The sequence below is a fragment of the Pseudomonas sp. NPDC087690 genome (assembly GCF_044743175.1).
GTDB lineage: Bacteria > Pseudomonadota > Gammaproteobacteria > Pseudomonadales > Pseudomonadaceae > Aquipseudomonas.
The window spans coordinates 61,918-87,711 of sequence record NZ_JBIUVX010000022.1 but is presented as its reverse complement, the minus strand read 5'-3'; the positions used below and the strand labels follow the sequence as shown (position 1 = coordinate 87,711).

The following is a 25,794-nucleotide window of genomic DNA, read 5'->3' as shown; positions in this document are numbered from 1 at the left end:
GCTCTGATTGCCGTTCACGGTAATGAAATTTTCGCCAAGGCACGCGAGAAAGGCGTGATCGTGGCGTTCGAAGCAGCGGTGGCCGGTGGCATTCCGGTGATCAAGGCGATCCGCGAAGGCCTTTCCGCCAACCGCATCAACTGGGTGGCCGGGATCATCAACGGCACCGGCAACTTCATCCTCACCGAAATGCGCGAGAAGGGCCGTACGTTCGAAGACGTGCTGGTCGAAGCGCAAGCGCTGGGTTACGCCGAGGCTGATCCAACCTTCGACGTCGAAGGCATCGATGCGGCGCACAAGCTGACGATTCTGGCTTCCATCGCGTTCGGCATTCCGCTGCAATTCGACAAGGCTTACACCGAAGGCATCACCAAGCTGACCACCGCTGACGTCAACTACGCCGAAGCGCTGGGTTATCGCATCAAGCACCTCGGTGTGGCGCGCAGCACAGACGCCGGCATCGAGTTGCGCGTCCACCCGACGCTGATCCCGGCCGATCGCCTGATCGCCAACGTCAACGGCGTGATGAACGCGGTGATGGTCAACGGTGACGCCGCCGGTTCGACGCTGTTCTACGGCGCTGGCGCCGGCATGGAGCCAACCGCTTCGTCGGTGATCGCCGACCTGGTCGACGTGGTTCGCGCCATGACTTCCGACCCGGAAAACCGCGTGCCGCACCTGGCTTTCCAGCCGGACTCGCTGTCGGCGCATCCGATCCTGCCGATCGAAGCCTGCGAAAGTGCGTACTACCTGCGTATTCAGGCCAAGGACCATCCGGGCGTACTCGCTCAGGTAGCGAGCATCCTCTCGGAGCGCGGCATCAACATCGAGTCGATCATGCAGAAGGAAGTCGAGGAACACGACGGTCTGGTGCCGATGATCCTGCTGACCCACCGTGTGGTCGAGCAGCGCATCAACGATGCCATCGCCGCCCTCGAAGCGCTGGCCGGCGTCAATGGTCCGGTTGTACGGATCCGCGTCGAGCACCTGAACTAAGTCGTTGTCCTGCACCGGCCCCGTGAACGGGGCCAGTGCCGTGAACACTCTCCATTGGAGTCAGTCATGCGTTACATCAGTACCCGCGGCCAGGCACCGGCCCTGAATTTCGAAGACGTCCTGCTGGCTGGTCTGGCGACCGACGGCGGTCTGTACGTCCCGGAAAACCTGCCACGTTTCACCCAGGAAGAAATCGCTTCCTGGGCCGGCCTGCCCTATCACGAACTGGCCTTCCGCGTGATGCGCCCGTTCGTTACCGGCAGCATTCCCGATGCCGATTTCAAAAAGATTCTCGAAGAAACCTACGGCGTGTTCGCCCACAGCGCCGTCGCGCCGCTGCGTCAGCTGAACGGCAACGAATGGGTGCTGGAGCTGTTCCACGGTCCGACCCTGGCGTTCAAGGACTTCGCCCTGCAACTGCTCGGTCGTCTGCTCGACTACGTGCTGGAAAAGCGCGGCGAGCGCGTGGTCATCGTCGGCGCCACCTCCGGTGACACCGGCTCGGCCGCCATCGAAGGCTGCAAGCACTGCGAAAACGTCGATATCTTCATTCTGCACCCGCACAACCGTGTGTCCGAAGTGCAGCGTCGCCAGATGACCACGATCTTCGGCGAGAACATCCACAACATCGCCATCGAAGGCAACTTCGATGACTGCCAGGAAATGGTCAAGGCGAGCTTCGCCGATCAGAGCTTCCTCAAAGGCACGCGTCTGGTCGCGGTGAACTCGATCAATTGGGCGCGGATCATGGCCCAGATCGTTTACTACTTCCACGCAGCCCTGCAGTTGGGCGGCCCGGCGCGTTCGGTGTCGTTCTCGGTGCCAACCGGTAACTTCGGCGACATCTTCGCCGGTTACCTGGCGCGCAACATGGGCTTGCCGATCAACCAGTTGATCGTCGCCACCAACCGCAACGACATCCTGCACCGCTTCATGAGCGGCAATCAGTACGTCAAGGACACCTTGCACGCCACCCTGTCGCCGTCGATGGACATCATGGTCTCGTCGAACTTCGAACGCCTGCTGTTCGACCTGCACGGTCGCAACGGTGCAGCGATCGCCGGTCTGATGGATTCGTTCAAGCAGGGCGGCGGTTTCAGCGTCGAGCAAGAGCGCTGGACCGAAGCGCGCAAACTGTTCGACTCGCTGGCCGTGGATGACGCACAAACCTGCGAAACCATCGCCGAAGTCTACGAGCAGACTGGCGAAGTGCTGGACCCGCACACCGCCATCGGCGTCAAGGCGGCGCGCGAGTGCCGCCGCAGCCTGGATATCCCGATGGTGATCCTGGGCACCGCTCATCCGGTTAAATTCCCCGATGCCGTGGAAAAAGCCGGTGTAGGAAAAGCTCTCGAGCTACCTGCACATCTTTCTGATTTGTTTGAGCGAAACGAGCGTTGCACCGTTTTGCCAAACGAGCTGAAAGCCGTGCAAGCCTTTGTCAGCCAGCATGGCAACCGCGGCAAGCCGCTTTAAGCCTGGAAAAGCTGTCACATTTTGAAGCCCGTCTCCTGACGGGCTTTTTTGTTTCTGCTGCCACACTGCTCGGGTTTTCGCCCATGTAAGGACGGGTGAGTCGATCACGAAGGAAGTGGCAATGCTGTTTGAGAGAGGATGGATACATACCCTGAACGGGATTCTTCTTATGGGCCTGTTGAGCTGCTGGCGCATTGGCGTAGCGGCCCACCTGGTGCTGAATGAAGAACAGGCCCCAAGCGTCCGGCCTGTGGAGCTTAATGAGCACGAACGTCAATGGGTTCGCGAAAACCCGACCGTCATCGTCGCATCGGTGCAATACCCGTTGTACCTGTTCCAGGATGAGCACGGCCACTGGAACGGTTTGAATAGCGATTTGCTCAAGCGCATCAGCGCCATGACCGGTTTGCAGTTCGTTTTTCGAGAGTCGTTCTCCACCGACCGGATGCTTGAGCACCTTGAAAACGGTACCGCCGACATGAGTACAACGCTGGCAGACAACGATGAGCGCAGGATGACACTGGATTTCAGTCATGCGTTTGGCGGCGCTGGCTGGGTATTCGTCGGGCGCGCGGGCGAGCCGGCCGTACAATCGCTCGAACAATTGGCCAAGCGAGTATTGGTGTTGCCAGCACGACACGCGCTGGAAAGTACAATTCGCCGCGATTACCCCTCAATCGAAATACGTTCGGTAAAAACCTACGCTGAAGCCCGGGCACTGGTTGAAAGTGGCGAGGCCTACGTCACCATCGAAAACGAAATCGGCGCGCAACTGTTTCCTTCGGGACTGCTGCATGTCGGTGAGTTGCTGGAGGGCAAGTGGGAAGCCGATCACCTGGCAGTGCGCAAAGGCCAGCCCGAACTGCTGAGTATCCTGAACAAGGCGCTGGAAGCTTTTCCGGCCGCCGAGTTGCGCGCCATTCGCCAGAAATGGCTGGGTGGCATCGGCGCGGAGCGGACGTCCAAGCAACGCCGGAGCCTGACTGAACTGATTTTCTGGGGACTGTCTGCCGGCTGCATTTTCGGTGCGTTATCGCTGCTCTGGAATCGCCGCCTGACAGCGGAGATCAAGCAGCGCCACGATGCGGAAAAACATCTGGGCGATCAATTGGTGTTCCAGCGGGTACTACTCGATGCGATGCCCGATCCGGTGTTCGTCCGCGATCTGGAGGGACGCCTGATTTTGTGCAACAAAAGCTATGAAGAGGCGTTGTCGATCCGCTTCGATCAGGTTCAGGGGCAACGATTGATTGATGTCGATGCCGTCCCGGAAAGCACCGCTGGTTTGCTCCATGAAGAGTTCATGGAGCAACTGAGATCGCGCAGAACGCGCTTCAGCAAACGCCACCTGCAACTCAGAAGCGGCCACCGGGAGATTTACCAATGGACGGTGCCTTTTTACAGTGCCGATGGCCAATTACGCGGTTTGCTTGGCGGCTGGACAGATATCACTCCGGGCGACGCGGCGTCGGAAAGCTGATGTCTTGATTGAAGTAAGGAAAATTCCTATGTCACGCGCCGCCTTTTCCGATGGGAGGCTGTAGAAGGCTCGCCTAGAGTGAACGGCTACTGCGGGAGAGCCCGCGATTGCCGTCACAGAGGTCGCCATGCGCTCGCTCAAAGTCCTGATTCTCGAACCCGATCCTTATCAACTGATGGCGCTGCACCAGATGTTCAATGCAGTCGGAATCTACGATGTCCTGACCTCTTCGTCGCTGGCTTCGGCACGACGCTCGCTGGCGCACCGTGCCATGATCGACATTGCGATCTGCGATCCACTGCTCAGTGGTGGTGAAGGAATCGCGCTCATCCGGCAACTGGCGGAGCGTCAGGAGGCGCGCGCCGTCATTCTGTTGGGGCGGGCGCCGCCGGGATTGCACAGCGATCTCGAAGCGCTGCTGCAAGAGCATGAGCTACAGCTGTTGGGGCGGCTTCACACGCCGGTTTCGGCTGTACTGATGAGAGCAATGCTCGACAGTTACCTGATGACGGTAAGGCATCCGGCACGCGCGTGAGCAGGCAGTTATGTTTCTGTCATCTTCTCCGTGCATGCTCTGACAGGCCAGTGACAACTCAGGGACGAGTCGGCTATTCAGAACTTTCTTCTCGGGCCGGTGGTCATTTACTGTGGACACGCCCCAGACACAATGTTTTCGGACGATTGAGTGGAGATCGAGATGGAAAGTATCAGTCTATTGCTCGGTGAGGCTCTGAGCCCGTATCAGGTTTCCCTGTCACCTGGCGGCACCCGTGGCGAATGCCTGGTGAGCTTGAAGAACAGCAGCGGCGCCATCGTCGTAGAGCGCGAATTCAATCAGGCGCAGTTGAGCGACAAACGTCAGTTGACCGATGTGGTCGACGGCTTGCACCGCGACATCCTGATCGCCGAAGGGCGGCTGGAACCCTGTGTCATTGCGGCTTTGCGCAATGCAGCCCTGGACAAGCGTCCGGTGCTGTGAAGATGAAATATTTTTTGTGGGAACCTTCCTGCGTCCCTGTCAGTCAGACCCCATAACAGCAGGATCAAGCATTGTGCTCCGGTGCTTGTCGCTTGCTGCTACGGGTCTTTATGTAGGCCACGTTTAACCCCGAGTCGTCTCCCCACTTCTCGGGGTTTCTTTTGTCTGGCATTTGCTTATTGCGCGGCCTGATGTTCGAAAAACAGATGGGCCTGCTCCAGGTAATCCTCGCGTCTGTCGGGGTCTAGCCACGCGGCGTAGAGCTCATTCAAGCGTTCGTGGGGCAGGGTGCGCAGCAGATGGTTGATCTCGGTGATGGCCTGACGTCCCTGTGTGGTGTCGGAACAGGCGACGTATCCTGAAAGATATTTGCCGTTGCCCGCAATCGGATAGAACTCGAGCTCATCTTCATTGATCTGCGCCTGTTTCGCCTGATAGCGAATCTCTGGCCAATAACCCAGCACCACCTGCAACCGGCCCAGTCGCTGCATCGACAGCAGATTGCTCAGCGCATCGTTGCCATAGTGCGCCGTCAGTGCGCCGCTGGGTGCCTGATGCAACCGGGTGTCGATGAATTCTCCGTAGCTGCGCTCGGCAACGACGCCGACTTTGCGGTCAGTCGCGGCCAGCAACGCCGACAGATCCACTTCACCATCGGCCAGATACGGTTCAAGCACCGCGCGATCCTGTTGGCGCACCACCAAGCCATTGGCCACCGCGCGAATCGCCGGGATCGAATACGCCACCCACTGCGCGCGCTCTTTGCTCCACAGCAGCGCGGGGTCGCAGGCGAAGGGGTTCTCATGAAGCATTTGCAGGCCGCGGGCACGATTGACCCGCATCACTTTGTGTTCGTACTGCGGCATGCCGGCAATCAGCATCGGCATCAGTTGATCGATCACGCCCTGGCCCTTTTTAGGGCCTTCGAAAATGGTCAGTGGCGGCAGATCACGCAGCAACCAGATCAGCGTCGGTTTTGCTTGAGCTCCGGCGGACAGGGCCAGCAGAAATAACAGACTGAACAGCCGCCATGTCCACCAGTGACGGGCGCGGTTGTTGGGTGATGATGGCTGGCGCTTCAGCTTAAATGGCTCCGTCTTCACGCAGTCGGGCGATCTGTGTCTCGTCATAACCAAGATCGTGAAGTACCTGCGCATTGTGTTCACCCAGCTGCGGTCCGACCCATTCGGAAGAGCCCGGTGTCTCAGAGAGTTTCGGCACAATGCCGGGCATCTTGAAGTCCTTGCCGTCCGGCAGCTTGGCATGCAGGAACATTTCCCTGGCCAGATACTGCGGATCGTTGAACATGTCTTCGGCACTGAAGATCCGGCTGGCCGGCACACCGGCCTGATTGAGCAGGTCGAGCACGGTTTGCAACGGCTGCGAGTTGACCCAGCGATCAATGACGCCATACAGCTCATCGCGGCGATTATCGCGACCGTCGTTGCTGGCCAATGCCGGATCGTTAGCCAGATCATCACGGCCGATGATCAGCATGAAACGCTTGAAGATCGCATCGCCATTGGCGCCGATCTGCACATGCTTGCCGTCGGCGCTGGTGTGGATGGAGGAGGGTGTGATGCCGGGCATGATGTTGCCGGTGCGCTCGCGGATAAAGCCGAACACATCGAACTCCGGCACCATGCTTTCCATCATCGCGAAAATTGCTTCGTACAACGCCACATCAACTACCTGGCCGAGGCCGCCGTTGACCTCGCGATGACGCAGCGCCATCAATGCACCAATTACGCCCCACAGCGCGGCAATCGAATCGCCAATGGAAATCCCGGTGCGCACTGGCGGGCGGTCTTCGAAACCGGTGATGTAACGCAAGCCGCCCATGGATTCGCCGACCGCGCCGAAGCCCGGTTGATCCTTCATCGGTCCGGTCTGACCGAAACCGGACAGACGCACCATCACCAGTTTCGGGTTCAAGGCGTGCAGGGTTTCCCAGCTCAGGCCAAGTTTTTCCAGGACACCTGGACGGAAGTTTTCGATGAGGATGTCGGCTTCAGCGAGCAGTTTTTTCAGGATCGCCAAACCGTCGGGGTGTTTGAGGTTCAGGGTCAGCGACTTCTTGTTGCGCGCCTGGACGAACCACCACAGGGACGTGCCTTCGTACAATTTGCGCCACTTGCGCAACGGATCACCGCCGTCCGGCGACTCGATCTTGACCACTTCGGCGCCGAACTCGCCGCAAATACGCGAGGCAAACGGCCCGGCAATCAACGTACCCAATTCAATGACTTTCACACCCGAGAGCGGTTTGTTGGCGAACGGCATACTGAATCCTGTAGGACAAGGCTGTGCGGATACAGCGTTTTAACATAGCCGGCGGTCAGACGCCGCAGCTTGATCGCCATCAATTCGATGATTGCCTACCGCATCGGTTAGACTTGCCGACTTTCCTCGTATCAAGAAGCCCGTTCATGGCCCAGCCGTCCACTACCTACAAGTTTGAACTGAACCTCACCGATCTCGACCGCAGTGTCTACGAGAGCGTCAAGCAGACCATCGCCCGTCACCCTTCGGAAACCGAAGAGCGCATGACCGTGCGCCTGCTGGCCTATGCCCTCTGGTACAACGAGCAGTTGTCGTTCGGTCGCGGTCTGTCAGACGTGGATGAACCTGCGCTGTGGGAAAGGAGCCTGGACGACCGTGTTCTGCACTGGATCGAAGTCGGCCAGCCAGACGCTGATCGCCTGACCTGGTGCTCGCGTCGCACCGAGCGCACCAGCCTGCTGGCCTATGGCAGTCTGCGCGTCTGGGAAACCAAGGTGATCCCGGCGATCAAGAACCTGAAAAACGTCAACATCGCCGCCGTCCCGCAGGAAGTGCTGGAGACGCTGGCCAAGGACATGCCCCGCGTCATCAAGTGGGACGTGATGATCAGCGAAGGGACGATCTTCGTCACCGACGACCGTGGTCAGCACGAAGTCCAGTTGCAATGGCTACAAGGTGAGCGCGGCTGATCCCGCGCCTTCAACTGCATAATCCCACGTATTAGAGAGAAGTCTCCGTCACCCCATGCGCATCGAACCTCGTCAACTGCCTGCCACGCTGCCCTTTCTGGGTGATATTCCTCCGCTGCTGACCCGCTTGTACGCGGCACGGGGCGTGCAGTCCGAGGCAGAGCTGGACAAGAGCCTGGCGCGGTTGATCCCGTTTCAGCAGCTCAAGGGCATCGACGCGGCGGTGGACTTGCTGGTGACGGCGCTGGAGCAGCGCCAGCGCATTCTTATCGTCGGCGACTTCGACGCGGACGGTGCGACGGCCAGCACGGTCGGTATGCTCGGTTTGCGTTTGCTCGGTGCGGCGCATGTCGATTATCTGGTGCCGAACCGCTTTGAATATGGCTACGGCCTGACCCCGGAAATCGTTGAAGTCGCTTTGACTCGTGAGCCGCATTTGCTGGTCACCGTCGACAACGGTATCTCCAGCGTCGAAGGTGTGGCCGCCGCCAAGCGCCATGGCCTCAAAGTGCTGATCACTGACCACCACTTGCCGGGCGATGAACTGCCGCAGGCCGATGCGCTGGTCAACCCGAACCAGCCCGGTTGCGAATTTCCGAGCAAGGCGCTGGCCGGCGTCGGGGTGATTTTCTACGTGTTGATGGCATTGCGCGCGCGGTTGCGCAGTCTCGGCTGGTACGAGAACAAGCCGCAGCCGAACATCGGCGAGCTGCTGGATCTGGTGGCGCTGGGCAGCGTTGCCGACGTGGTGCCGCTGGACGCCAACAACCGCATTCTGGTGCATCAAGGTCTTGAACGCATTCGCGCCGGTCGCGCACGGCCGGGGATCAAAGCGATCCTTGAAGTGGCCAAGCGTGACGCCGCGCGCATTACCTCCACCGATCTGGGGTTTATCGTCGGTCCACGCCTGAACGCCGCCGGGCGTCTGGACGACATGAGCCTGGGCATCGAATGTCTGCTCACCGCCGACGCCAATCTGGCCCGGGAAATGGCCGCGCAACTGGACGGCATGAACCAGGATCGCAAATCCATCGAGCAGGGCATGCAGCGTGAAGCGCTGGCGCAGCTCAAGGATTTGCCGGTCGAATCGATGCCGTTTGGCTTGTGCCTGTTCGATCCGGAGTGGCACCAAGGCGTGATCGGGATTCTCGCGTCGCGGATGAAAGAGCGTTACTTCCGTCCGACCATTGCCTTCGCCGATGCCGGTGATGGTTTGCTCAAAGGCTCGGGCCGCTCTGTTCAGGGCTTCCATATTCGCGATGCCTTGAGCGTGGTCGCGGCGCAGCATCCGACCCTGATCGCCAAGTACGGTGGCCACGCAATGGCGGCCGGTCTGACCTTGCCGCAGGAGAATTTTCCGCTGTTCGCCGAGGCATTCGACGCTGAAGTGCGTAGGCAACTTCGCGAGGAAGACCTGACCGGGCGCATGCTGTCGGACGGCACACTGGCGGTAGAAGAATTTCACCTCGAACTGGCCCGCGCCCTGCGCCACGCTGGGCCTTGGGGACAGCACTTCCCGGAGCCGCTGTTTCACGGCGTGTTTCAGTTGGTTGAACAGCGCGTCGTCGGCGAGCGGCATTTGAAAGTGGTGCTGAAGAGCGAGTGTGGTTCGGTGAAACTGGATGGCATTGCGTTTGGGATTGACCGGGATATCTGGCCGAATCCGACGATCAAGTGGGTTGAGCTCGCCTATAAGCTCGACGTTAACGAGTTTCGGGGTAATGAGACCGTTCAGTTGATGATTGCTCATATCGAACCGCGCTGAAGATCAAAAGATCGCAGCCTGCGGCAGCTCCTACAGGAAACCGCATTCCAATGTAGGAGCTGCCGCAGGCTGCGATCTTTTCTTGAATTTCCCCCGATCCCCCGTTGTCGACTAGGCTCTAAGCACTGCTTGATTGGCCTTGTGACGTCTTGTCGAATTTTTTGCCCGCGGGGGCGGGTGCTGCACCTTTTTCCTGTCACTCGTCGACTATTCAAACAGAACCCTGGAGCCTGCCCACTGATTTGAGAGGTGCCCCATGAGTCTGCTGCTTGAACCCTTCACCCTGCGCCAACTGACCTTGCCCAACCGCATCGCTGTGTCACCGATGTGCCAGTACTCCAGTGTCGATGGCCTGGCCAATGACTGGCACCTGGTACACCTCGGCAGCCGCGCCGTGGGTGGCGCAGGCCTGGTCTTCACCGAAGCGACGGCAGTCACCGCCGACGGGCGGATCACCGCCGAAGACCTTGGCCTGTGGAACGACGAACAGATCGAACCGCTGCAACGCATCACCCGCTTCATCACGTCCCAAGGCGCGGTCGCCGGGATTCAACTGGCCCACGCCGGGCGCAAGGCCAGCACCCATCGGCCGTGGATCGGCAAGCATGGCAGCGTCAAACCCGATGACGGCGGCTGGACACCGGTCGGGCCTTCGCCCATTGCCTTTGACCCACAACACACGCAACCGAAACAACTCGATGAAGGGCAGATTGCCGACGTCATTCAGGCCTTTGTCGATGCCGCGAAACGCGCGTTGAAGGCGGGTTTCAGTGTGGTTGAGGTGCATGCGGCGCATGGTTATCTGCTGCATCAGTTTCTCTCGCCGCTGAGCAATCAGCGCCGCGATCAGTACGGTGGTTCGTTTGAAAATCGTATTCGTCTGGTGCTGCAAGTGACGGAGGCGGTGCGAGCGGTTTGGCCTGAGGAGTTGCCACTGTTTGTCCGCGTATCGGCCACCGACTGGGTGGAGGACGGCTGGAATCCGGATGAAACCGTGGAGCTGGCGCGACGCCTGCACACCCTTGGCGCCGATCTGATCGACGTCTCTTCGGGCGGAACCGCAGCCAACGCTGAGATTCCGGTGGGGCCGGGTTATCAGACGCGTTTCGCCGAACGCGTACGTAAAGAGTCAGGCATTGCCACCGCCACTGTGGGAATGATTACCGAGCCGGCGCAGGCTGAGCACATTCTGCGCACCTGTCAGGCCGACATCATCTTCCTCGCCCGCGAGCTGCTGCGTGACCCGTACTGGCCGCTGCATGCCGACGATGATCTGGGTGGACGCAAAGCGGTGTGGCCGGCGCAGTATCAGCGTGCGACGCATCGGGATCAGCCGATTCATGAGTCTGATTTACGGGATTGAATGAATAGCGATAAAGCAAAAAGCCCCGGTCAGTGATGGCCGGGGCTTTTTTCTGGTTTTTTTGTGCTGACTGGGCGGACGCTATCGCGAGCAGGCTCACTCCTACAAGGGGCATGTGTCGTTCACAAAATACGTGTTCGACACAGATCAACTGTAGGAGCGAGCCTGCTCGCGATGAGGCCCGTCGAGGCGCCTCAAACCCTCAAGGGTATTTGCGCTTATCCGGCGCCGGCGGGAAGTACTGGTACAACCAGGTCTCGCTCAACGTGCGATCGTTGGTGCGAATAAACAACCGCAGCTCCACCGGCTCAACGCTGTCACTGGTCGGGTACCAGTCAAACAGAATCCGGTAACCCTTGATGTCATCCAGCACCAGCACGCTGAAATCCTGCACCTTGCCGTTCGAACACGTCACTACCGGCTCAATACCGGTGCCCTGCGGCAGTCGATCCAGACCACCACCGGTGAAGTCCACGGCAAAACGACGCGCCCACACCGGCGGGTAATGCTCACCCGGTGCCCAACCCTCAACAAAACCGCCCATGCCAGAACGAGTCGCCTGCACCCGCGCCAACGGCGTGCTCACCGGCGGCAGAGCGCTCCAGTAGAGCTTGTAGCCATAATTCAGCGAATCACCGGCAGCCACCGGTTTCTTCGGGGTCCAGAACGCGACGATGTTGTCGAGCGTCTCGCCGGTGGTAGGAATTTCCAGCAGATCGATGGAGCCTTCGCCCCACGCGGTGGTCGGTTCTACCCACAGGCTCGGGCGCTTGCTGTACCAGTCGACGGTGTCCTGATAGTTGGCGAACTCATGGTCGGTCTGCACCAGACCGAAGCCCTTCGGATTGGTGTCGGCAAACGCGTTGAACTGAAGGGTCGCCGGGTTGTTCAGCGGACGGCAGATCCACTCACCGTTGCCACGCCACATGGCCAGACGGTCCGAGTCGTGGATTTGCGGGTGAATGGTGTCGCACATGCGGCGTTCGTGGTTGCCGCAGCTGAACATGCTGGTCATCGGCGAGATGCCCAGTTGCTCGATGGTGGTGCGCGCATTGATGTGTACGTCGATCTCCATCACCACGCGCTCGGCCTGGCAATCGATGTCGAAGCGGTACGCGCCGGTCGCGCTCGGCGAGTCGAGCAGGGCGTAGACCACAAAACGGGTGGCGTTCTGATCCGGGGTCTCGAACCAGAACTTGGTGAAGTCAGGAAACTCTTCGCGTTTCTTGGCGTAAGTGTCGATCGCCAGACCGCGCGCGGAGAGGCCATATTGGCCAGTCGCATCCACGGCACGGAAGTAACTGGCACCGAGGAACGACACCACGTCATGGCGATCGAGTTCCGGCGCCTTGAACAGCTTGAAGCCGGCAAAACCCAGGTCGCCCTTGAGCTGCTGGGTGTCGACCGAAGTGTTCTCATAATTGAACAGGGTCGGGCGGAAATGCACCTCGCGCGCGGTGCGGGTCTTCGGGTCGACGCTGTACATGCGCACCGGCTGGCGGAAACCCATGCCGACATGGAAAAACTGCACGTCGAGCTGGCCCTTGTTCTCCTTCCACAACGAATGCTCGCCGTCGTAGCGGATCGCATTGAAGTTCTGCGGCGTCATCGTCGCCAACGTCGGTGGGAGCACCTGTTTAGTGTCCTGATAGGCGCTGCCAGCGAGCTGCTTGGCCTGGCGCTTCAACGCTTCGAAATCGAAGGCCTGCGCCTCGCCATCCGCAGCGCCGCCACTGGCGGCCCACGCACGGGTAGCCAGCAGGCCGGTGGCCGAAAGACCGGTGTAAGCCGCAATGGCCATGGACGCTTTGAGCAAATTCCTGCGGTGCATAAATACAACCTGTCGTGTGCAATCCCGCGCCGTTCCTGGCACGTGCTGGATCAGAAATAACGGTTCGGACAAGCCTTCGGCCAAACGCAACGGACTATAAACAGATGCCCGCTAGCTTAAACCGTTCGCTCGCAATGCAAAATTCGTTGATTCAGTGCGACAGGGTGTCAATGAAACAAGACATGTCGGTTAAAAATCTGACAGGACCTTCTGATTTACACGGCATATCTGCTTTTCTTGACTAATTACTCTAAAAACCCCTTTTCAGCGCCGAATTAATTTCTATTCTAGGGGCATGGCCGGCGCGACCCATTTAGCCGGCAGGGCACAAGGCGCTGCTGTAAGGGGCAGGGCGATGTGGTGTTTAAGCAGTTCTTTGCAGTATTAGAGAAGGACATCGTCCATGGCAAAAATCCAAGGCATTACCGACATGTTGGGCATCTTTCCTTGCTTGGGCAGTGGGCGCAGAAGGCGTCGGCTGAACTCGGAGGAGCTGAAGCTGGTGGAGCGTTATCGCGAGCTTTCGGAAAGTGACCGGATCGCGATGCGGTATCTGGTGGATGCGATGCGGAGTGTTTCGCGGTTTTAAGAGAAGATCAAAAGGGGCGGACTGAGAAGTCCGCCCCTTTTTTATGGAATCAGCTTCACGTTCCCGATACCGGATACGGTCGCTGTCCATGCATCAACTCCGGCACATCCCGCCATTTGACCCACGCCTGCTGTTGCCAGTGCAGCAGCGGCACGGTGACGCCTGCCCAATGCATCGAACTCAGGCTCGGATGGTTGTCCATTGGGCTTGAATGGGTTTCGCGCAGCATCGGGATGACTTCATGGCTCAGCCATTGGCGCAGGTGCCGGTTTTCCGGGACGAAGTGATGGACGAGCAGGGCGAACAGGCCGGACTCGCTGACCATCGCGCAATCGATGATTTCGCCGTCCCGACGCAGAAGGACATGGCGACGCTGATCGGGATCGAGTTTCAGGGTGAGGCGTTCGTTTAGCGGATAGCCCATCAAGCGACCGAGATCCTGAACGCAGAACCAGGCTTCGTGGTCTTGCATGAAGGCGTGGAGGAAGCGGTTGTGGCGGGTGAAGATGGTGGGGGTGAAGTGGGTCGACGATGAATTTTGGATTTGCGCAGACATTTAGTGACTTCCGATTTGAGTAGGAAAGTCGCCATCAACTCTTCGACAAGTTGGGTGGCGAACCGTGTGGCGTTCGAAGTCGGGATACTTCCAGTCAAACACGGAAAAGCCAGAAGGCCCGCGCCACACGGCCCGCCATAAAGCAGGACTGAAGTTGTGAAAAAGCCGCAGTTCAATGGAGGGCATGCAAGCACCGTTTTGACAGTTTCCGGCTTCGACCCAGGATCGCTGAATTAACAGCGACGGGATAAAGCCTATCGGTCAGGCGCTTGCGGCGACAAGTCTACCCTTTCGCCACACATCGTAGGAAATGGGGCTTTTTCAGGCAGGCTGTGTCTGTAGGAAATGCCTGTTTTTTTAGATTCCGCTGCTAAACCATCCCTGCACCGAAGATTTTCCTTTATGAGTTAGCAATCGGGAAAAGGGAGAAGCAATTCTGTGAGCAAAGATGAAGCGAAGGGTAAAAAGAGAAAGGTGATCGATCTGGATCGCTTCGAAGCTGTTAGAGATAAAGCCGATATCAAATGGCGTACTGATGAATTGATGACAGTGCTTCGAGGAGACCCCGGAATCAAATCTCGATTCCGGGGTGATTCTTCTTAGCGACTCACCTTCCATGCATCCCCAGCCGGCGCCTTGCCATGGTCATACGGCTTGCCAATCCACATATAAATCAAGCCCAAGCCAATCACGATCGCCGTGCTCAACACCATCGCATAGTTCACATACCACGCCGCATCGGGCGTGCGTGGCCAGGCCATGTTGATGATTGCGCCAACTCCATACACCAGCGCGCCGATGTTCACCGGCCAGCCCCATGCGCCGAGGGTGAATTTGCCGCTCGGTTTCCAGCCTTTGCTGCGGGCGTACAGCGCGGCCAGCACGATCATCTGGAAGGCGAGATAGATGCCGATGGCGGCGAAGCTGACGATGGTGGCCACGGCGTCTTGCAGGAAGAAACCGAGGGCGATGATCAGGGCCGGCAGGACGCCGGACACGAACAGCGCGGCAACCGGTACTTGGGTTGTAGGAGAAATCTTTTTCAGCAGTCGGCTGCCGATGACCATTTCATCGCGAGCGTAGGAGTACAGCAGACGGCTCGCCGCTGCTTGCAGGCTGATGACGCAGGAGATGAAGGAAATCATTACCACGCCCATCACCAGTTTCGAACCGACCGGGCCGAAGGCGTTGTTGAGGATGGTGGTGACCGGGTCTTTGTCGGTGCCGTTGATCACCGCTTGCATGTCCGGCACGGCAAGAATCAGCGCCAGGCAGGCGAACATCGCCGCGATGCCGCCGATGTAAATGGTCATGCGCATGGCCACCGGGATTTTTGCGCTGGGGTTCGGGGTTTCTTCGGCGACATCGCCGCAGGCCTCGAAGCCGTAGTAGAGGAACATCCCCGCCAGCGATGCGGTGAGGAACGCCGGCAGGTAAGAGCCGTCGACGCTGATGTCGAAGGTGTTGAACAACACGCTGAGTGGTTGGTGACGTTCGAACACCAGCAAGTAAACGCCGACGATCACTGCGCCAACCAGTTCGCAGAGGAAGCCGAACATGGCGATGCGCGCCAGCACTTTGGTGCCGCTGAGGTTGACCAGTGTGGCGAACAGGGTCAGCACCAGCGCGATGACGATGTTGGTGTTGTTGCTCGGCTCAAACCCGAGCATGGCGGCCAGGTACGGGCCGGCGCCGACCGCAACGGCAGCGATGGTCACGCAAAGGGCGATGGAGTAGATCCAGCCGACCATCCATGCCCATTTCTTACCGACCAATCGACGTGCCCAAGGGTAAACGCCGCCGGAAATCGGGAACTGCGAAACCACTTCGCCGAAGATCAGGCACACCAGTAATTGGCCGCAACCGACCAGCAAGTAGGCCCAGAACATCGGTGGGCCACCAGCGGCGAGGCACAGGCCGAAGAGGGTATAAACCCCTACGACCGGTGACAGATAAGTGAAGCCCAAGGCGAAGTTTTCCCACAGGCTCATGCTGCGGTTGAAGTTCGAGGTGTAGCCCAGTTTGCGCAGTTGTTCGGCATCGCTGTCGGCAACGGCTGTGGCGAGATCGGGTGAGGAACTCATGTGTGTTTTGCTCCGGGAAATCGGCAGATTTCGGATGGCCGAGGCCGTGGCGGGGCTTTGTGGGCGCCGCCCGGGTCGGTAGTTGTTGTTTTGGTTTCGGTGAAGCCTGGTGGTGAATCGCCGACATCGTCCGTGTGTCGCGGAAAAGATCGCAGCCTGCGGCAGCTCCTACAGAAGAGCGGCGTCCATCATGTAGGAGCTGCCGCAGGCTGCGATCTTTTCGCTGTTAATGCTTGAACATCACATGGCGAACCGTGGTGTAGTCCTCCAGCCCATACATGGACATGTCCTTCCCGTACCCGGACAATTTCTGACCGCCATGGGGCATTTCGCTGACGAGCATGAAGTGCGTGTTCACCCACGTGCAGCCGTACTGCAAGCGCGCCGACATGCGGTGCGCGCGTCCTACATCCGCCGTCCACACCGAGGACGCGAGGCCGTATTCCGAATCGTTGGCCCATTCCAGCGCCTGCGCTTCATCGGTGAACTTGGTCACCGAAACCACTGGCCCAAACACTTCGCGACGAACGATTTCGTCGTCCTGCTGCGCATCGGCCAACACCGTCGGTTCGAAGAAGAAGCCATTGCCATCAACAGCCTTGCCGCCAGTGATCAAACGAATGTGCGACTGCGCCACAGCACGCTCGACAAATCCGGCAACGCGGTCGCGATGTTGCGCCGTGATCAACGGCCCCAGTTCAGTCGACGGATCATCCTGCAAGCCGTACTTGATACTGCCGACCGCCGCGCCGAGCTTCTCGACGAACTTGTCGTAGATGCCTTGCTGGGCATAGATCCGGCAGGCGGCCGTGCAATCCTGCCCTGCGTTGTAGAAACCAAACGTGCGAATGCCTTCCACCGCCGCATCGATATCGGCGTCGTCGAAGATGATTACAGGGGCCTTGCCGCCCAGTTCCATGTGCGTGCGTTTGACGCTGTCGGCGGTGCTGGAAATGATATTGGCGCCCGTAGCGATGGATCCGGTCAGCGAGACCATGCGCACTTTCGGGTGGGTGACCAACGGACTGCCAACGGTAGGCCCCCGACCAAACACCAGATTGAGTACACCGGCCGGGAAGATTTCCGACGCCAGTTCGGCCAGACGCAACGCGGTTAGCGGGGTTTGTTCCGACGGCTTGAGCACCACGGTATTACCGGCGGCCAGCGCCGGAGCGATTTTCCAGGCGACCATCATCAGCGGGTAATTCCACGGCGCGATGGAGGCGATCACGCCGACCGGATCGCGGCGGATCATCGAGGTGTGGCCGGGCAGATATTCGCCACCGGCCGAACCGCTCATGCAACGGCTGGCGCCGGCGAAGAAACGGAACACGTCGGCAATCGCCGGAATCTCGTCGTTGAGTGCAGCGCTGTAAGGTTTGCCGCAGTTGTCGGATTCCAGTCTGGCCAGCTCTTCGCCGTGGGCTTCGATGGCGTCGGCGAGTTTGAGCAGCAACAGCGAGCGGTCTTTTGGTGCGGTTTGCGACCAGTCGGCGAAGGCGTTGTCGGCAGCGCGTACGGCGGCGTCGACCTGGGCTTCAGTGGCTTCGTTGATCTCCACCAGGACTTCGCCAAGCGACGGGTTGAGCACCGGTTGCGCCGGGCCTTCGCCGTTGACCAGTTGGCCGTTGATCAAGAGTTTGGTTTGCATGGGTTTGTCCTCACTAACACTTTTATTGTTCTGGCCGAATCGAGAACCCTGTGGGAGCGAGCCTGCTCGCGAAAGCGGTGTATCAGTCGACATCGATGTTGGATGTGACGGCCTCTTCGCGAGCAGGCTCGCTCCCACAGGGGATTTTTGGTGTTTGTTAGATATTTATTTACCGCCGCTGCCAGCGACGCTCTCGCCACCGCGCGTCAGGTAATACGCGCCGAGGATCGGCAGCATCGTCACCATCATCACCAGCATCGCGACGACGTTGGTCACCGGCACATCCCGTGGTCGGCTCAGTTGATTGAGCAGCCACAACGGCAACGTCCGTTCATGCCCGGCGGTGAACGTGGTGACGATGATTTCGTCGAACGACAGCGCAAACGCCAACATGCCGCCAGCGAGCAATGCCGAGCCAAGGTTCGGCAGGATGATGTAACGAAACGTCTGCCAGCCATCGGCGCCGAGATCCATCGACGCCTCGATCAAACTGTGCGAAGTGCGGCGCAGGCGGGCGATGACGTTGTTGTAGACGATCACCACGCAGAAGGTCGCGTGGCCGACGATGATGGTGAACATCCCCGGCTCGATGCCCAGCGTCTTGAACGTCGCCAGCAGCGCGATCCCGGTGATGATCCCCGGCAACGCAATCGGCAAGATCAGCATCAGCGAGATGCCCTGCTTGCCGAAGAAATCCCGGCGGTACAACGCTGCCGAAGCCAGCGTGCCGAGCACCATCGCGATCAATGTAGCGATGGCTGCTATCTGCAATGAAAGCTTGATCGATTCCAGTACATCCGGCCGGGAAAACGCCACGCTGAACCAGTGCAGCGTGAAGCCCTTTGGCGGGAAACTGAACGCGGCTTCTTCGGTGTTGAAGGCGTAAAGGAAGATGATCAGGATCGGGAAGTGCAGAAACACCAGCCCGCCCCACGCTGCGATTTTCAGGCCTGGAGAGGCATGCCCTTGTGATGAAGAGTCAGAGCGCATCGAAAGCCCCCAGTCGTTTGACGATGGACAGGTAAACCGCAATCAACACAATCGGCACCAGCGTGAACGCCGCCGCCATCGGCATATTGCCAATTGCACCTTGCTGCGCGTAGACCATGCTGCCGACGAAGTACCCCGGCGGCCCGACCAGTTGCGGCACGATGAAGTCGCCCAGGGTCAGCGAAAACGTGAAGATCGAACCAGCGGCAATGCCCGGAATCGACAGCGGCAAAATCACCTGCATAAAGGTCTGCCGCGGCTTCGCGCCCAAGTCAGCGGAGGCCTGCAACAGCGACGGCGGCAGACGTTCCAGCGACGCCTGAATCGGCAGAATCATGAACGGCAGCCAGATGTAGACAAACACCATGAACCGCCCCAGATGCGAGGTCGACAAGGTGCTGCCACCGACGCCGGGAATCCCCAGAATGAACTGCAACACCGGCTCCAATCCCAAGTGCTGCACGAACCACTGCGCCACGCCGCCCTTGGCCAACAGCAACGTCCACGCGTAGGCCTTGACGATGTAACTGGCCCACATCGGCATCATCACCGCGATGTAGAAAAACGCCTTGGTTTTGCCGGTGGTGTAGCGCGCCATGTAGTAGGCGATCGGGAACGCGACGATGGCGCTGGCGATCGACACAACGATGGCCATGCTCAGCGTGCGCAGGATGATGTCGAAGTTCGACGGCTGAAACAGCGCGGCGAAATTGGCCAGGGTCAGGTCAGGGGTGACCGCCATGGTGAAGTCGTCAAATGTGTAGAAACCCTGCCACAACAGCACCAGCAGCGAGCCAAGATAGATCGCGCCGAACCACAGTAGCGGCGGCACCAGCAGCATCGACAAATACAGGTTCGGCTTGCGGTAGAGCAGGTTGGAAAACCTGCGCAACGGCGGCGATGCAGTCATCGCGAGCGTGCTCATATCAAACCCCGCTCGTCACGGTGTCGTGCAACGGAATCATCGCTTCCCGCGCCCAACGCGCACTCAGGCGCTGACCGGTCTGGTGTTGCGCGCTGCTGTCGATCCACTGATTGTTGGCGTGGCTGATGCTCAGGGTCTGGCCGTTTTCCAGCTTCAATTCATAGCGCGTGGCGCTGCCCTGGTACTGGATGTCGTGGAGCAGACCGCTGACTTCGATTTCGTGACTGGCCAGTGGGCCTTCGGCGAAACGCACGTGTTCGGGGCGGATCGAAAATGGCTGCGGATGACCGCTGATTTCACGCGCCAGATCGCCGCGAATCACGTTCGAGGTGCCGACGAATTCAGCCACGAATGTAGTGGTCGGTTTCATGTACAGATTGCGCGGCGTGTCGACCTGTTCGATGCGGCCCTTGTTGAACACGGCGACACGATCAGACATCGACAGCGCTTCGGTTTGATCGTGAGTGACGAAGATGAAAGTGATGCCGAGCTGGCGTTGCAGTTTCTTCAATTCGCTTTGCATCTGTTCGCGCAATTTCAAATCGAGCGCGCCCAGAGGCTCATCGAGCAACAACACGCGCGGACGATTGACCAGGGCGCGGGCGAGGGCGACACGCTGGCGCTGACCGCCGGACAACTGCACCGGTTTGCGCGCGCCGTAACCGCCGAGGGCGACCATGTCCAAGGCTTCTTCGGCGCGTTTGTGCCGTTCGGTTTTGCCGACGCCTTTGACCTTCAAACCGTAGGCGACGTTGTCGAGGACGTTCATGTGCGGGAACAGCGCGTAATCCTGAAACACCGTGTTGACGTCGCGTTGATACGGCGGCAAACCGGCCGCTTCAGCACCGTGAATGCGGATCGAGCCGGCGCTCGGTTGTTCGAACCCGGCGATCAGGCGCAGGCAGGTGGTTTTGCCCGAACCGGAAGGGCCGAGCATGGAAAAGAACTCGCCGTCCTCGATATCGATGGAAACCCGGTCAACGGCTTTTACGTCGCCGAACTGCCGGGAAACGTTGGTGAACTGGACTGCAAGCGTCATGGTGCGGTGCTCCAAAAAGGCGCGGGCCGTCGCAGCGGCCCTGCCTGGACTTCTGAAAAATCTGAATCGTTCTGCGGTTTGCTTAGCTCACACATTCGGCGGACGAGATGCGATCCGCTTTTAGCTCCCTCTCCCTCCGGGAGAGGGCGGGGGGTGAGGGTGGCTTTATTGGCCATTGCTCTGAAATCAAGAGCAAGGTCAAAAGCTACCCCCTCACCCCAGCCCTCCCGAAACGTCGGACCGCCCCCAAGGGGGCGAGGGGGAAAGGGAGCTCGACCGAGTTGTGCTCTGGATTAGCGGCCGCCCATGATCGCGATGTAGTCCTGCGTCCAGCGGCTATACGGCACAAACTTGCCACCTTCAGCCTGCGGGGTTTTCCAGAAGGCGATCTTGTCGAACTGGTCGAAACCGTTGGTCTTGCAACCCTCAGCGCCAAGCAACTCACTCTCCTTGCACGCCGCAGGAACAGCCGGCAACGAACCAAACCACGCCGCCACATCACCCTGGACTTTCGGTTTCAACGACCAGTCCATCCACTTGTACGCGCAGTTCGGGTGCTTGGCCTCGGCGTGCAACATGGTGGTGTCAGCCCAACCCGTGGCACCTTCTTTCGGAATGGTCGACGCGATCGGCTGCTTCTCGTTCATCAAACCGTTGACCTGATACGGCCAGGCACTCGACGCCACCACGCCTTCGTTTTTGAAGTCGCTCATCTGCACCGTGGTGTCATGCCAGTAGCGGTGGATCAGCGGCTGCTGCGCGCGCAACAGATCGAGCACGGCTTTGTACTGATCTTCGGTGAGTTGATACGGGTCTTTGATGCCCAATTCAGGCTTGGTCGACTTCAGATACAGCGCCGCATCGGCGATGTAGATCGGGCCGTCATACGCCTGCACGCGACCCTTGTTCGGCTTGCCATCGGGCAGATCCTGCGCGGCGAACACCACGCTCCAACTGGTCGGCGCGGTCTTGAATACGTTGGTGTTGTACATCAACACATTCGGGCCCCACTGGTACGGGGTGCCGTAAGTCTGCTGGTTGACCACGTACCACGGCGCGTCTTTCAGGCGCGGGTCGAGGGTGTTCCAATTCGGGATCAACGCGGTGTTGATCGGCTGCACACGCTTGCCGACGATCAACCGCAACGACGCATCGCCCGACGCGGTGACCAGGTCGTAACCGCCCTTGGCCATCAGGCTGACCATTTCGTCAGAGGTGGCGGCTGTTTTCACGTTGACCTTGCAGCCGGTTTCCTGCTCGAAACCGGTCACCCAGTCGTAGGCTTTATCGCTCTCGCCACGTTCGATGTAACCCGGCCACGCAACGATATCAAGCTGACCTTCGCCGGCACCGACAGCCTTCAACGGCTCGGCCGCTTGCAGGCTGGCGCTGGCCAGCAGGGCCGTGGTGATTGCACTGAGCAGTGCGGTCTTGTGCACGAACATGGTTGAACCCTCTTCTTTAAATTATGGTCGGGGCAGTTGTGAACGCGGTGAAGCATGCCGTTTTCGGCTTGTTATTAGCGTAGTCAGAGATGCTGGCCGTGGCGGGCCATGATGTGCCGCACCACGCTGTAGTCCTGCAGCGAATCACTGGATAAGTCTTTGCCGTAACCCGAACGTTTCAGGCCACCGTGGGGCATTTCGCTGACCAGCATGAAATGGCTGTTGATCCACGTGCAGCCGTACTGCAGACGCGCGGCGACCTGCATGGCCTTGTCCAGATTCTGTGTCCACACCGACGAGGCGAGGCCGTATTCGGAGTCGTTGGCCCAGTCGACGGCCTGCGCGAGCTCGTCGAAACGGGTCACGGTGACCACCGGGCCGAACACTTCGCGCTGGACGATTTCGTCGCTCTGTTTGCAACCGGCGAGCAACGTCGGTTGATAGTAGAAACCGGCGCCGGAATGCACCGCCGCACCGGTTACGCGTTCGATGTGCGGCTGACCGAGGGCGCGTTCGACGAAACTGGCGACGCGGTCGCGCTGGCGGGTGCTGATCAGCGGGCCGATCTCGTTGTCGGCATCACGTTTGCCGGCGAAGCGCAGGCTGCTGACGGCGGCGCCAAGCTCTGCGACCAATTTGTCGTGGATCCCGGCCTGCGCGTAGATCCGGCAGGCGGCGGTGCAGTCTTGGCCAGCGTTGTAGTAACCGTAGGTGCGCACGCCTTCGACCACGGCCTGAATGTCAGCGTCGTTGCAGACGATCACCGGGGCTTTGCCGCCGAGTTCGAGGTGCGTGCGTTTCAGGGTTTTCGCGGCGGCCTGAAGGATTTTCTGGCCGGTGACGATATCGCCGGTCAGCGAGACCATGCGCACCTTGGCGTGGCCGACCAAATGGCTGCCGACGCCTTCGCCGCCACCGCAGATGATGTTGATCACCCCGCGCGGAAGGATTTCGGCCAGCGCTGGGGCCAGGGCGAGGATCGACAGCGGAGTGTGCTCGGACGGTTTGAACACCAGCGTGTTGCCAGCGGCGAGGGCCGGGGCGATTTTCCACGCGGCCATCATGATCGGGTAGTTCCACGGCGCAATCGAAGCGACCACGCCAATCGGGTCGCGCCGGACCATGCTGGTGTAGCCCGGCAGGTATTCGCCGCTGAGCTGGCCAGTCTGGCAACGCACGGCGCCGGCGAAGAAACGGAACACATCGACGGTCGCCGTCAGATCGTCCTGACGCGCCAGGTGCAACGGCTTGCCGCAGTTCAGCGACTCGAGGCGGGCGAGGTGATCGGCGTGTTTTTCGACAGCGTTGGCGATGTCGAGCAACAGGTTCGAGCGTTGCTGCGGCGTGGTGCGTGACCATTCGGCGAAGGCGCGGTGGGCAGCGAGGATCGCGGCTTCGACCTGCTCTGTGCTGGCTTCGGCGATGTGCGTGAGGATTTCACCGGTGGCCGGATTGAGGATCGGCTCGACGAAACCCTGGCCTGCGACCAGTTCGCCGTCGATCAACAACGCGGTACACATCGGGGTCTGCGCGCCAGCCATTTTCCGCGATCTCTTTTCTTGTGTGGCCATTGTTGCTCCCTGATATCGGGAACCGACCGTCTTATAGATGCAGCAAGACTAGTGCGCGGCTCCTAGGTCGACAAATTCTAAATACTGAAGGCAGCGTTCGATTAAATAGATGGCTTGCGCCCGCCGTGGGGTTGTTCGCGGGCGACGGTGAGGAAAGGGTCGACGAGAGCAGGGCGGGCTGTGCCACGGCGCCAGGCCAACCCTACGTCCAGCGTCTGATTGAGGTCGGCGATTGGTCGTGCTTCGATGATGTCGCCCTCCAGTGACCATGGGCGATAAGTCATGTCCGGCTGGATCGACACGCCCAAACCGGCTGCGACCAGACTTCGCACAGCCTCCGTCGATGCGGTTCTCAAAGTGATTTTTGGTTGCAGGCCAGCGCCGCGCCACAGGCGTTGGGCGTTGCGATCCATTTCATCAACGTTGAGTTGAATTAGTGGTTCGCGAGCGACGTCGGCGAGGTTGATGCTGTCGTGTTCCAGCAGCGGATGCTGGGCTGGAAGCCACAATCGGTGCGGCGAATGGGTCAGCACTTCAGTCTGCAACGCGTGGCGGTCTTCGAGGTTGGAGAGGATCAGCACACCGACGTCAATCTCGCCGCTGACCAGCAAATGCTCGATGTACGGGCGCTCGTCTTCCATCACGCGGATTTCGACGTTGGGGTAGGCACGTTGAAACCGGGTAAGCAAATCCGCCAGGTAATAACCCGCAACCAGACTGGTCACGCCGACGATCAACTGCCCGGCGACCTGATCGGTGCTCTGCTGCAGGCTGCGTTTGGCGTTGTCCACCGTTGCGAGAATCAGGTGCGCCTGGCGTAGGAACTGATGACCTTGGTGCGTAAGAGTCATGCCTTTGGCGTGACGGCTGAACAGACTGACGCCAATTTCTTCTTCCAGTTGCTGGATCGCCAGGGTCAGGGTCGATTGGGAAATGAATGCGGTTTGCGCGGCGGCGGAGATCGAGCCTGTCTCGGCCACAGCGATGAAGTGACGAATCTGACGCAGGGTCATCATGACAAGGTTACCCAGTGGGCGGTTTTTATAGATTGGCCTGAGTGTATATCTATTTTCGCGAAGGGCCTGTGTGAGCTGAGCAACATCTGGAAGCACACTCGTAAGTCGGTCAGGGGCACTTTCGAACTAGGCTGGAGGCCTTATAGATCCGGATAAACCCTGTTTTGGAGGCGGAACATGAACACCCGTGGATTGCTCGATCAACTGCTCAGATCCGGTCAGGATCTGTTGCAGAACAAGGCTGGCGGAACGCAGAACAAACCGGCTGCGGGCGGCTTGGGCGGTTTGCTAGGCGGCGCTTCTGGTTCCGGTGGCCTCGGCAGTCTGCTATCAGGTGCAGGTGGCGGTGCGTTGGCGGCTGGCGCGATGGGTTTGCTGCTCGGTAACAAGAAAGTGCGCAAGGTCGGCGGCAAAGTCGCGATCTACGGCGGCCTCGCTGCGCTGGGCGTGCTGGCTTACAAAGCCTACGGCAACTACAACGCGCAGAAAGGCACTGCACCGCAAAGCGAACCGCAAACGCTGGATCGCCTGCCACCGGCACAAGCCGAGCAACACAGTCAGGCGATTCTCAAAGCGCTGGTCGCTGCCGCCAAGGCCGACGGCCACATCGATGATCGCGAGCGGCAATTGATCGAAGGCGAGTTCATCAAGCTCGACAACGACCAGGAGCTGCAACACTGGCTGCACGCCGAGCTCAACAAACCGCTCGACCCGACCGATGTCGCCCGCGCTGCGGGTACGCCGGAAATGGCGGCGGAGATGTACATCGCCAGCGTGATGCTGGTGGATGAGGAGAACTTTATGGAGAAGGCGTATCTGGATGAACTGGCGAAGCAGCTTAAGCTGGAGCCGGGGTTGAAAGTGGAGCTGGAGAAGCAGGTGCGGTTGGCTACTGTTTAAGGCCGCACTTCAGAGAAAAACCGTAGCAATTTGCTGCGGTTTTTTTGCGAGTATAGATTCAATTTTAAATAAAACCTGGAGAAGATTACGCTGCTGTTGCAGTTGATTCCGGTGCGGTAAGTATTAAATCCCGACTGGTGTCGCTTGAATGGTGGTGAGTCGGGGG

The 25,794-nt window shown here is 59.5% G+C and carries 23 protein-coding genes; 11 read left to right on the top strand and 12 right to left on the bottom strand.

Annotated features, from left to right (window positions below; all coding sequences use genetic code 11):
• The 5 genes from ACIPIZ_RS19675 to ACIPIZ_RS19655 all read left to right on the top strand — a co-directional run.
• On the top strand, window positions 1-996 hold a 996-nt coding region (locus ACIPIZ_RS19675), incomplete at its 5' end, for a homoserine dehydrogenase (RefSeq protein WP_401166839.1).
• Window positions 997-1,062: 66 nt separating this feature from the next.
• Window positions 1,063-2,472 carry a threonine synthase gene (gene thrC / locus ACIPIZ_RS19670; protein ID WP_064393250.1) on the top strand — a complete coding sequence of 470 codons (1,410 nt, stop codon included), beginning with the start codon at window positions 1,063-1,065 and terminating at the stop codon, window positions 2,470-2,472.
• A 121-nt stretch (window positions 2,473-2,593) separates the two neighbouring features.
• On the top strand, window positions 2,594-3,952 hold the full coding sequence (locus ACIPIZ_RS19665; RefSeq protein ID WP_064393249.1) for a transporter substrate-binding domain-containing protein: 1,359 nt from the start codon (window positions 2,594-2,596) through the stop codon (window positions 3,950-3,952).
• A gap of 127 nt (window positions 3,953-4,079) precedes the next feature.
• Entirely contained in the window at window positions 4,080-4,487 is a 408-nt protein-coding gene (locus tag ACIPIZ_RS19660; RefSeq protein ID WP_064393248.1) for a response regulator, read from the top strand.
• Window positions 4,488-4,649: 162 nt separating this feature from the next.
• On the top strand, window positions 4,650-4,931 hold the full coding sequence (locus ACIPIZ_RS19655) for a DUF3509 domain-containing protein (RefSeq protein ID WP_064393247.1): 282 nt from the start codon (window positions 4,650-4,652) through the stop codon (window positions 4,929-4,931).
• A gap of 176 nt (window positions 4,932-5,107) precedes the next feature.
• On the opposite strand, the gene ACIPIZ_RS19650 is transcribed toward ACIPIZ_RS19655, so the two are convergent.
• Together ACIPIZ_RS19650 and ACIPIZ_RS19645 are read right to left on the bottom strand one after the other, a co-directional pair.
• Window positions 5,108-6,061 (bottom strand): TIGR02285 family protein, encoded by a 954-nt coding sequence (locus ACIPIZ_RS19650; RefSeq protein WP_163024162.1) that lies wholly within the window; start codon window positions 6,059-6,061, stop codon window positions 5,108-5,110.
• The gene (locus ACIPIZ_RS19645) at window positions 6,015-7,214 is read right to left on the bottom strand and encodes a CaiB/BaiF CoA transferase family protein (protein WP_401166833.1); all 1,200 of its coding nucleotides are present in this window, start codon (window positions 7,212-7,214) and stop codon (window positions 6,015-6,017) included. Before ACIPIZ_RS19645 ends, ACIPIZ_RS19650 begins: the two co-directional genes overlap by 47 nt.
• Window positions 7,215-7,360: 146 nt before the next feature.
• On the opposite strand from ACIPIZ_RS19645, the gene ACIPIZ_RS19640 reads away from it, so the two are divergent.
• From ACIPIZ_RS19640 to ACIPIZ_RS19630, 3 genes are all read left to right on the top strand, one after another.
• Window positions 7,361-7,903, top strand: coding sequence for a YaeQ family protein (locus ACIPIZ_RS19640; protein WP_401166831.1), 543 nt, complete (start codon window positions 7,361-7,363; stop codon window positions 7,901-7,903).
• Window positions 7,904-7,958: 55 nt separating this feature from the next.
• Window positions 7,959-9,668 carry a single-stranded-DNA-specific exonuclease RecJ gene (gene recJ, locus ACIPIZ_RS19635; RefSeq protein ID WP_105705662.1) on the top strand — a complete coding sequence of 570 codons (1,710 nt, stop codon included), beginning with the start codon at window positions 7,959-7,961 and terminating at the stop codon, window positions 9,666-9,668.
• A 256-nt stretch (window positions 9,669-9,924) separates the two neighbouring features.
• The gene (locus ACIPIZ_RS19630) at window positions 9,925-11,031 is read left to right on the top strand and encodes an NADH:flavin oxidoreductase/NADH oxidase (protein ID WP_401166828.1); all 1,107 of its coding nucleotides are present in this window, start codon (window positions 9,925-9,927) and stop codon (window positions 11,029-11,031) included.
• A 202-nt stretch (window positions 11,032-11,233) separates the two neighbouring features.
• Here ACIPIZ_RS19630 and ACIPIZ_RS19625 read toward each other — a convergent pair whose 3' ends face one another.
• Window positions 11,234-12,862, bottom strand: coding sequence for a glucan biosynthesis protein D (locus ACIPIZ_RS19625; RefSeq protein ID WP_401166825.1), 1,629 nt, complete (start codon window positions 12,860-12,862; stop codon window positions 11,234-11,236).
• Window positions 12,863-13,265: 403 nt separating this feature from the next.
• On the opposite strand from ACIPIZ_RS19625, the gene ACIPIZ_RS19620 reads away from it, so the two are divergent.
• Entirely contained in the window at window positions 13,266-13,451 is a 186-nt protein-coding gene (locus ACIPIZ_RS19620; RefSeq protein WP_053117475.1) for a hypothetical protein, read from the top strand.
• A gap of 55 nt (window positions 13,452-13,506) precedes the next feature.
• Here the strand turns inward: ACIPIZ_RS19620 and ACIPIZ_RS19615 are convergent, their stop codons facing one another.
• Window positions 13,507-14,007: a Bro-N domain-containing protein gene (locus tag ACIPIZ_RS19615; RefSeq protein WP_064393241.1), complete on the bottom strand. Its 501-nt coding sequence runs from the start codon at window positions 14,005-14,007 to the stop codon at window positions 13,507-13,509.
• Window positions 14,008-14,445: 438 nt separating this feature from the next.
• Here ACIPIZ_RS19615 and ACIPIZ_RS19610 point away from each other — a divergent pair, with 438 nt between their 5' ends.
• A complete protein-coding gene (locus ACIPIZ_RS19610; RefSeq protein ID WP_401166822.1) occupies window positions 14,446-14,610 on the top strand; it encodes a hypothetical protein in 165 nt (54 codons plus the stop codon).
• Here the strand turns inward: ACIPIZ_RS19610 and ACIPIZ_RS19605 are convergent.
• The 8 genes from ACIPIZ_RS19605 to ACIPIZ_RS19570 all read right to left on the bottom strand — a co-directional run bounded on the left by ACIPIZ_RS19605 (window position 14,607) and on the right by ACIPIZ_RS19570 (window position 24,728).
• Complete coding sequence (locus ACIPIZ_RS19605; RefSeq protein ID WP_064393239.1) at window positions 14,607-16,091, bottom strand: APC family permease; 1,485 nt, start codon at window positions 16,089-16,091, stop codon at window positions 14,607-14,609. The two genes, ACIPIZ_RS19610 and ACIPIZ_RS19605, sit on opposite strands and share 4 nt — an antisense overlap.
• A 226-nt stretch (window positions 16,092-16,317) precedes the next feature.
• Window positions 16,318-17,742 carry a gamma-aminobutyraldehyde dehydrogenase gene (locus tag ACIPIZ_RS19600; protein WP_401166820.1) on the bottom strand — a complete coding sequence of 475 codons (1,425 nt, stop codon included), beginning with the start codon at window positions 17,740-17,742 and terminating at the stop codon, window positions 16,318-16,320.
• 165 nt (window positions 17,743-17,907) lie between these two features.
• Window positions 17,908-18,732 carry an ABC transporter permease gene (locus ACIPIZ_RS19595; protein WP_064393237.1) on the bottom strand — a complete coding sequence of 275 codons (825 nt, stop codon included), beginning with the start codon at window positions 18,730-18,732 and terminating at the stop codon, window positions 17,908-17,910.
• Window positions 18,722-19,642, bottom strand: coding sequence for an ABC transporter permease (locus ACIPIZ_RS19590; protein WP_007908947.1), 921 nt, complete (start codon window positions 19,640-19,642; stop codon window positions 18,722-18,724). Before ACIPIZ_RS19590 ends, ACIPIZ_RS19595 begins: the two co-directional genes overlap by 11 nt.
• 16 nt (window positions 19,643-19,658) lie before the next feature.
• Window positions 19,659-20,696, bottom strand: a complete 1,038-nt coding sequence (locus tag ACIPIZ_RS19585) for an ABC transporter ATP-binding protein (protein WP_105705670.1) — start codon at window positions 20,694-20,696, stop codon at window positions 19,659-19,661.
• A 293-nt stretch (window positions 20,697-20,989) separates the two neighbouring features.
• Entirely contained in the window at window positions 20,990-22,141 is a 1,152-nt protein-coding gene (gene ydcS, locus ACIPIZ_RS19580) for a putative ABC transporter substrate-binding protein YdcS (RefSeq protein ID WP_150646940.1), read from the bottom strand.
• 83 nt (window positions 22,142-22,224) lie between these two features.
• Window positions 22,225-23,682 carry a gamma-aminobutyraldehyde dehydrogenase gene (locus ACIPIZ_RS19575; protein ID WP_105707270.1) on the bottom strand — a complete coding sequence of 486 codons (1,458 nt, stop codon included), beginning with the start codon at window positions 23,680-23,682 and terminating at the stop codon, window positions 22,225-22,227.
• Window positions 23,683-23,813: 131 nt separating this feature from the next.
• The gene (locus ACIPIZ_RS19570) at window positions 23,814-24,728 is read right to left on the bottom strand and encodes a LysR family transcriptional regulator (protein WP_007967749.1); all 915 of its coding nucleotides are present in this window, start codon (window positions 24,726-24,728) and stop codon (window positions 23,814-23,816) included.
• Between the two features lie 177 nt (window positions 24,729-24,905).
• Here ACIPIZ_RS19570 and ACIPIZ_RS19565 point away from each other — a divergent pair, with 177 nt between their 5' ends.
• Window positions 24,906-25,628, top strand: coding sequence for a tellurite resistance TerB family protein (locus ACIPIZ_RS19565; RefSeq protein ID WP_064393233.1), 723 nt, complete (start codon window positions 24,906-24,908; stop codon window positions 25,626-25,628).
• Window positions 25,629-25,794 lie beyond the last annotated feature (166 nt).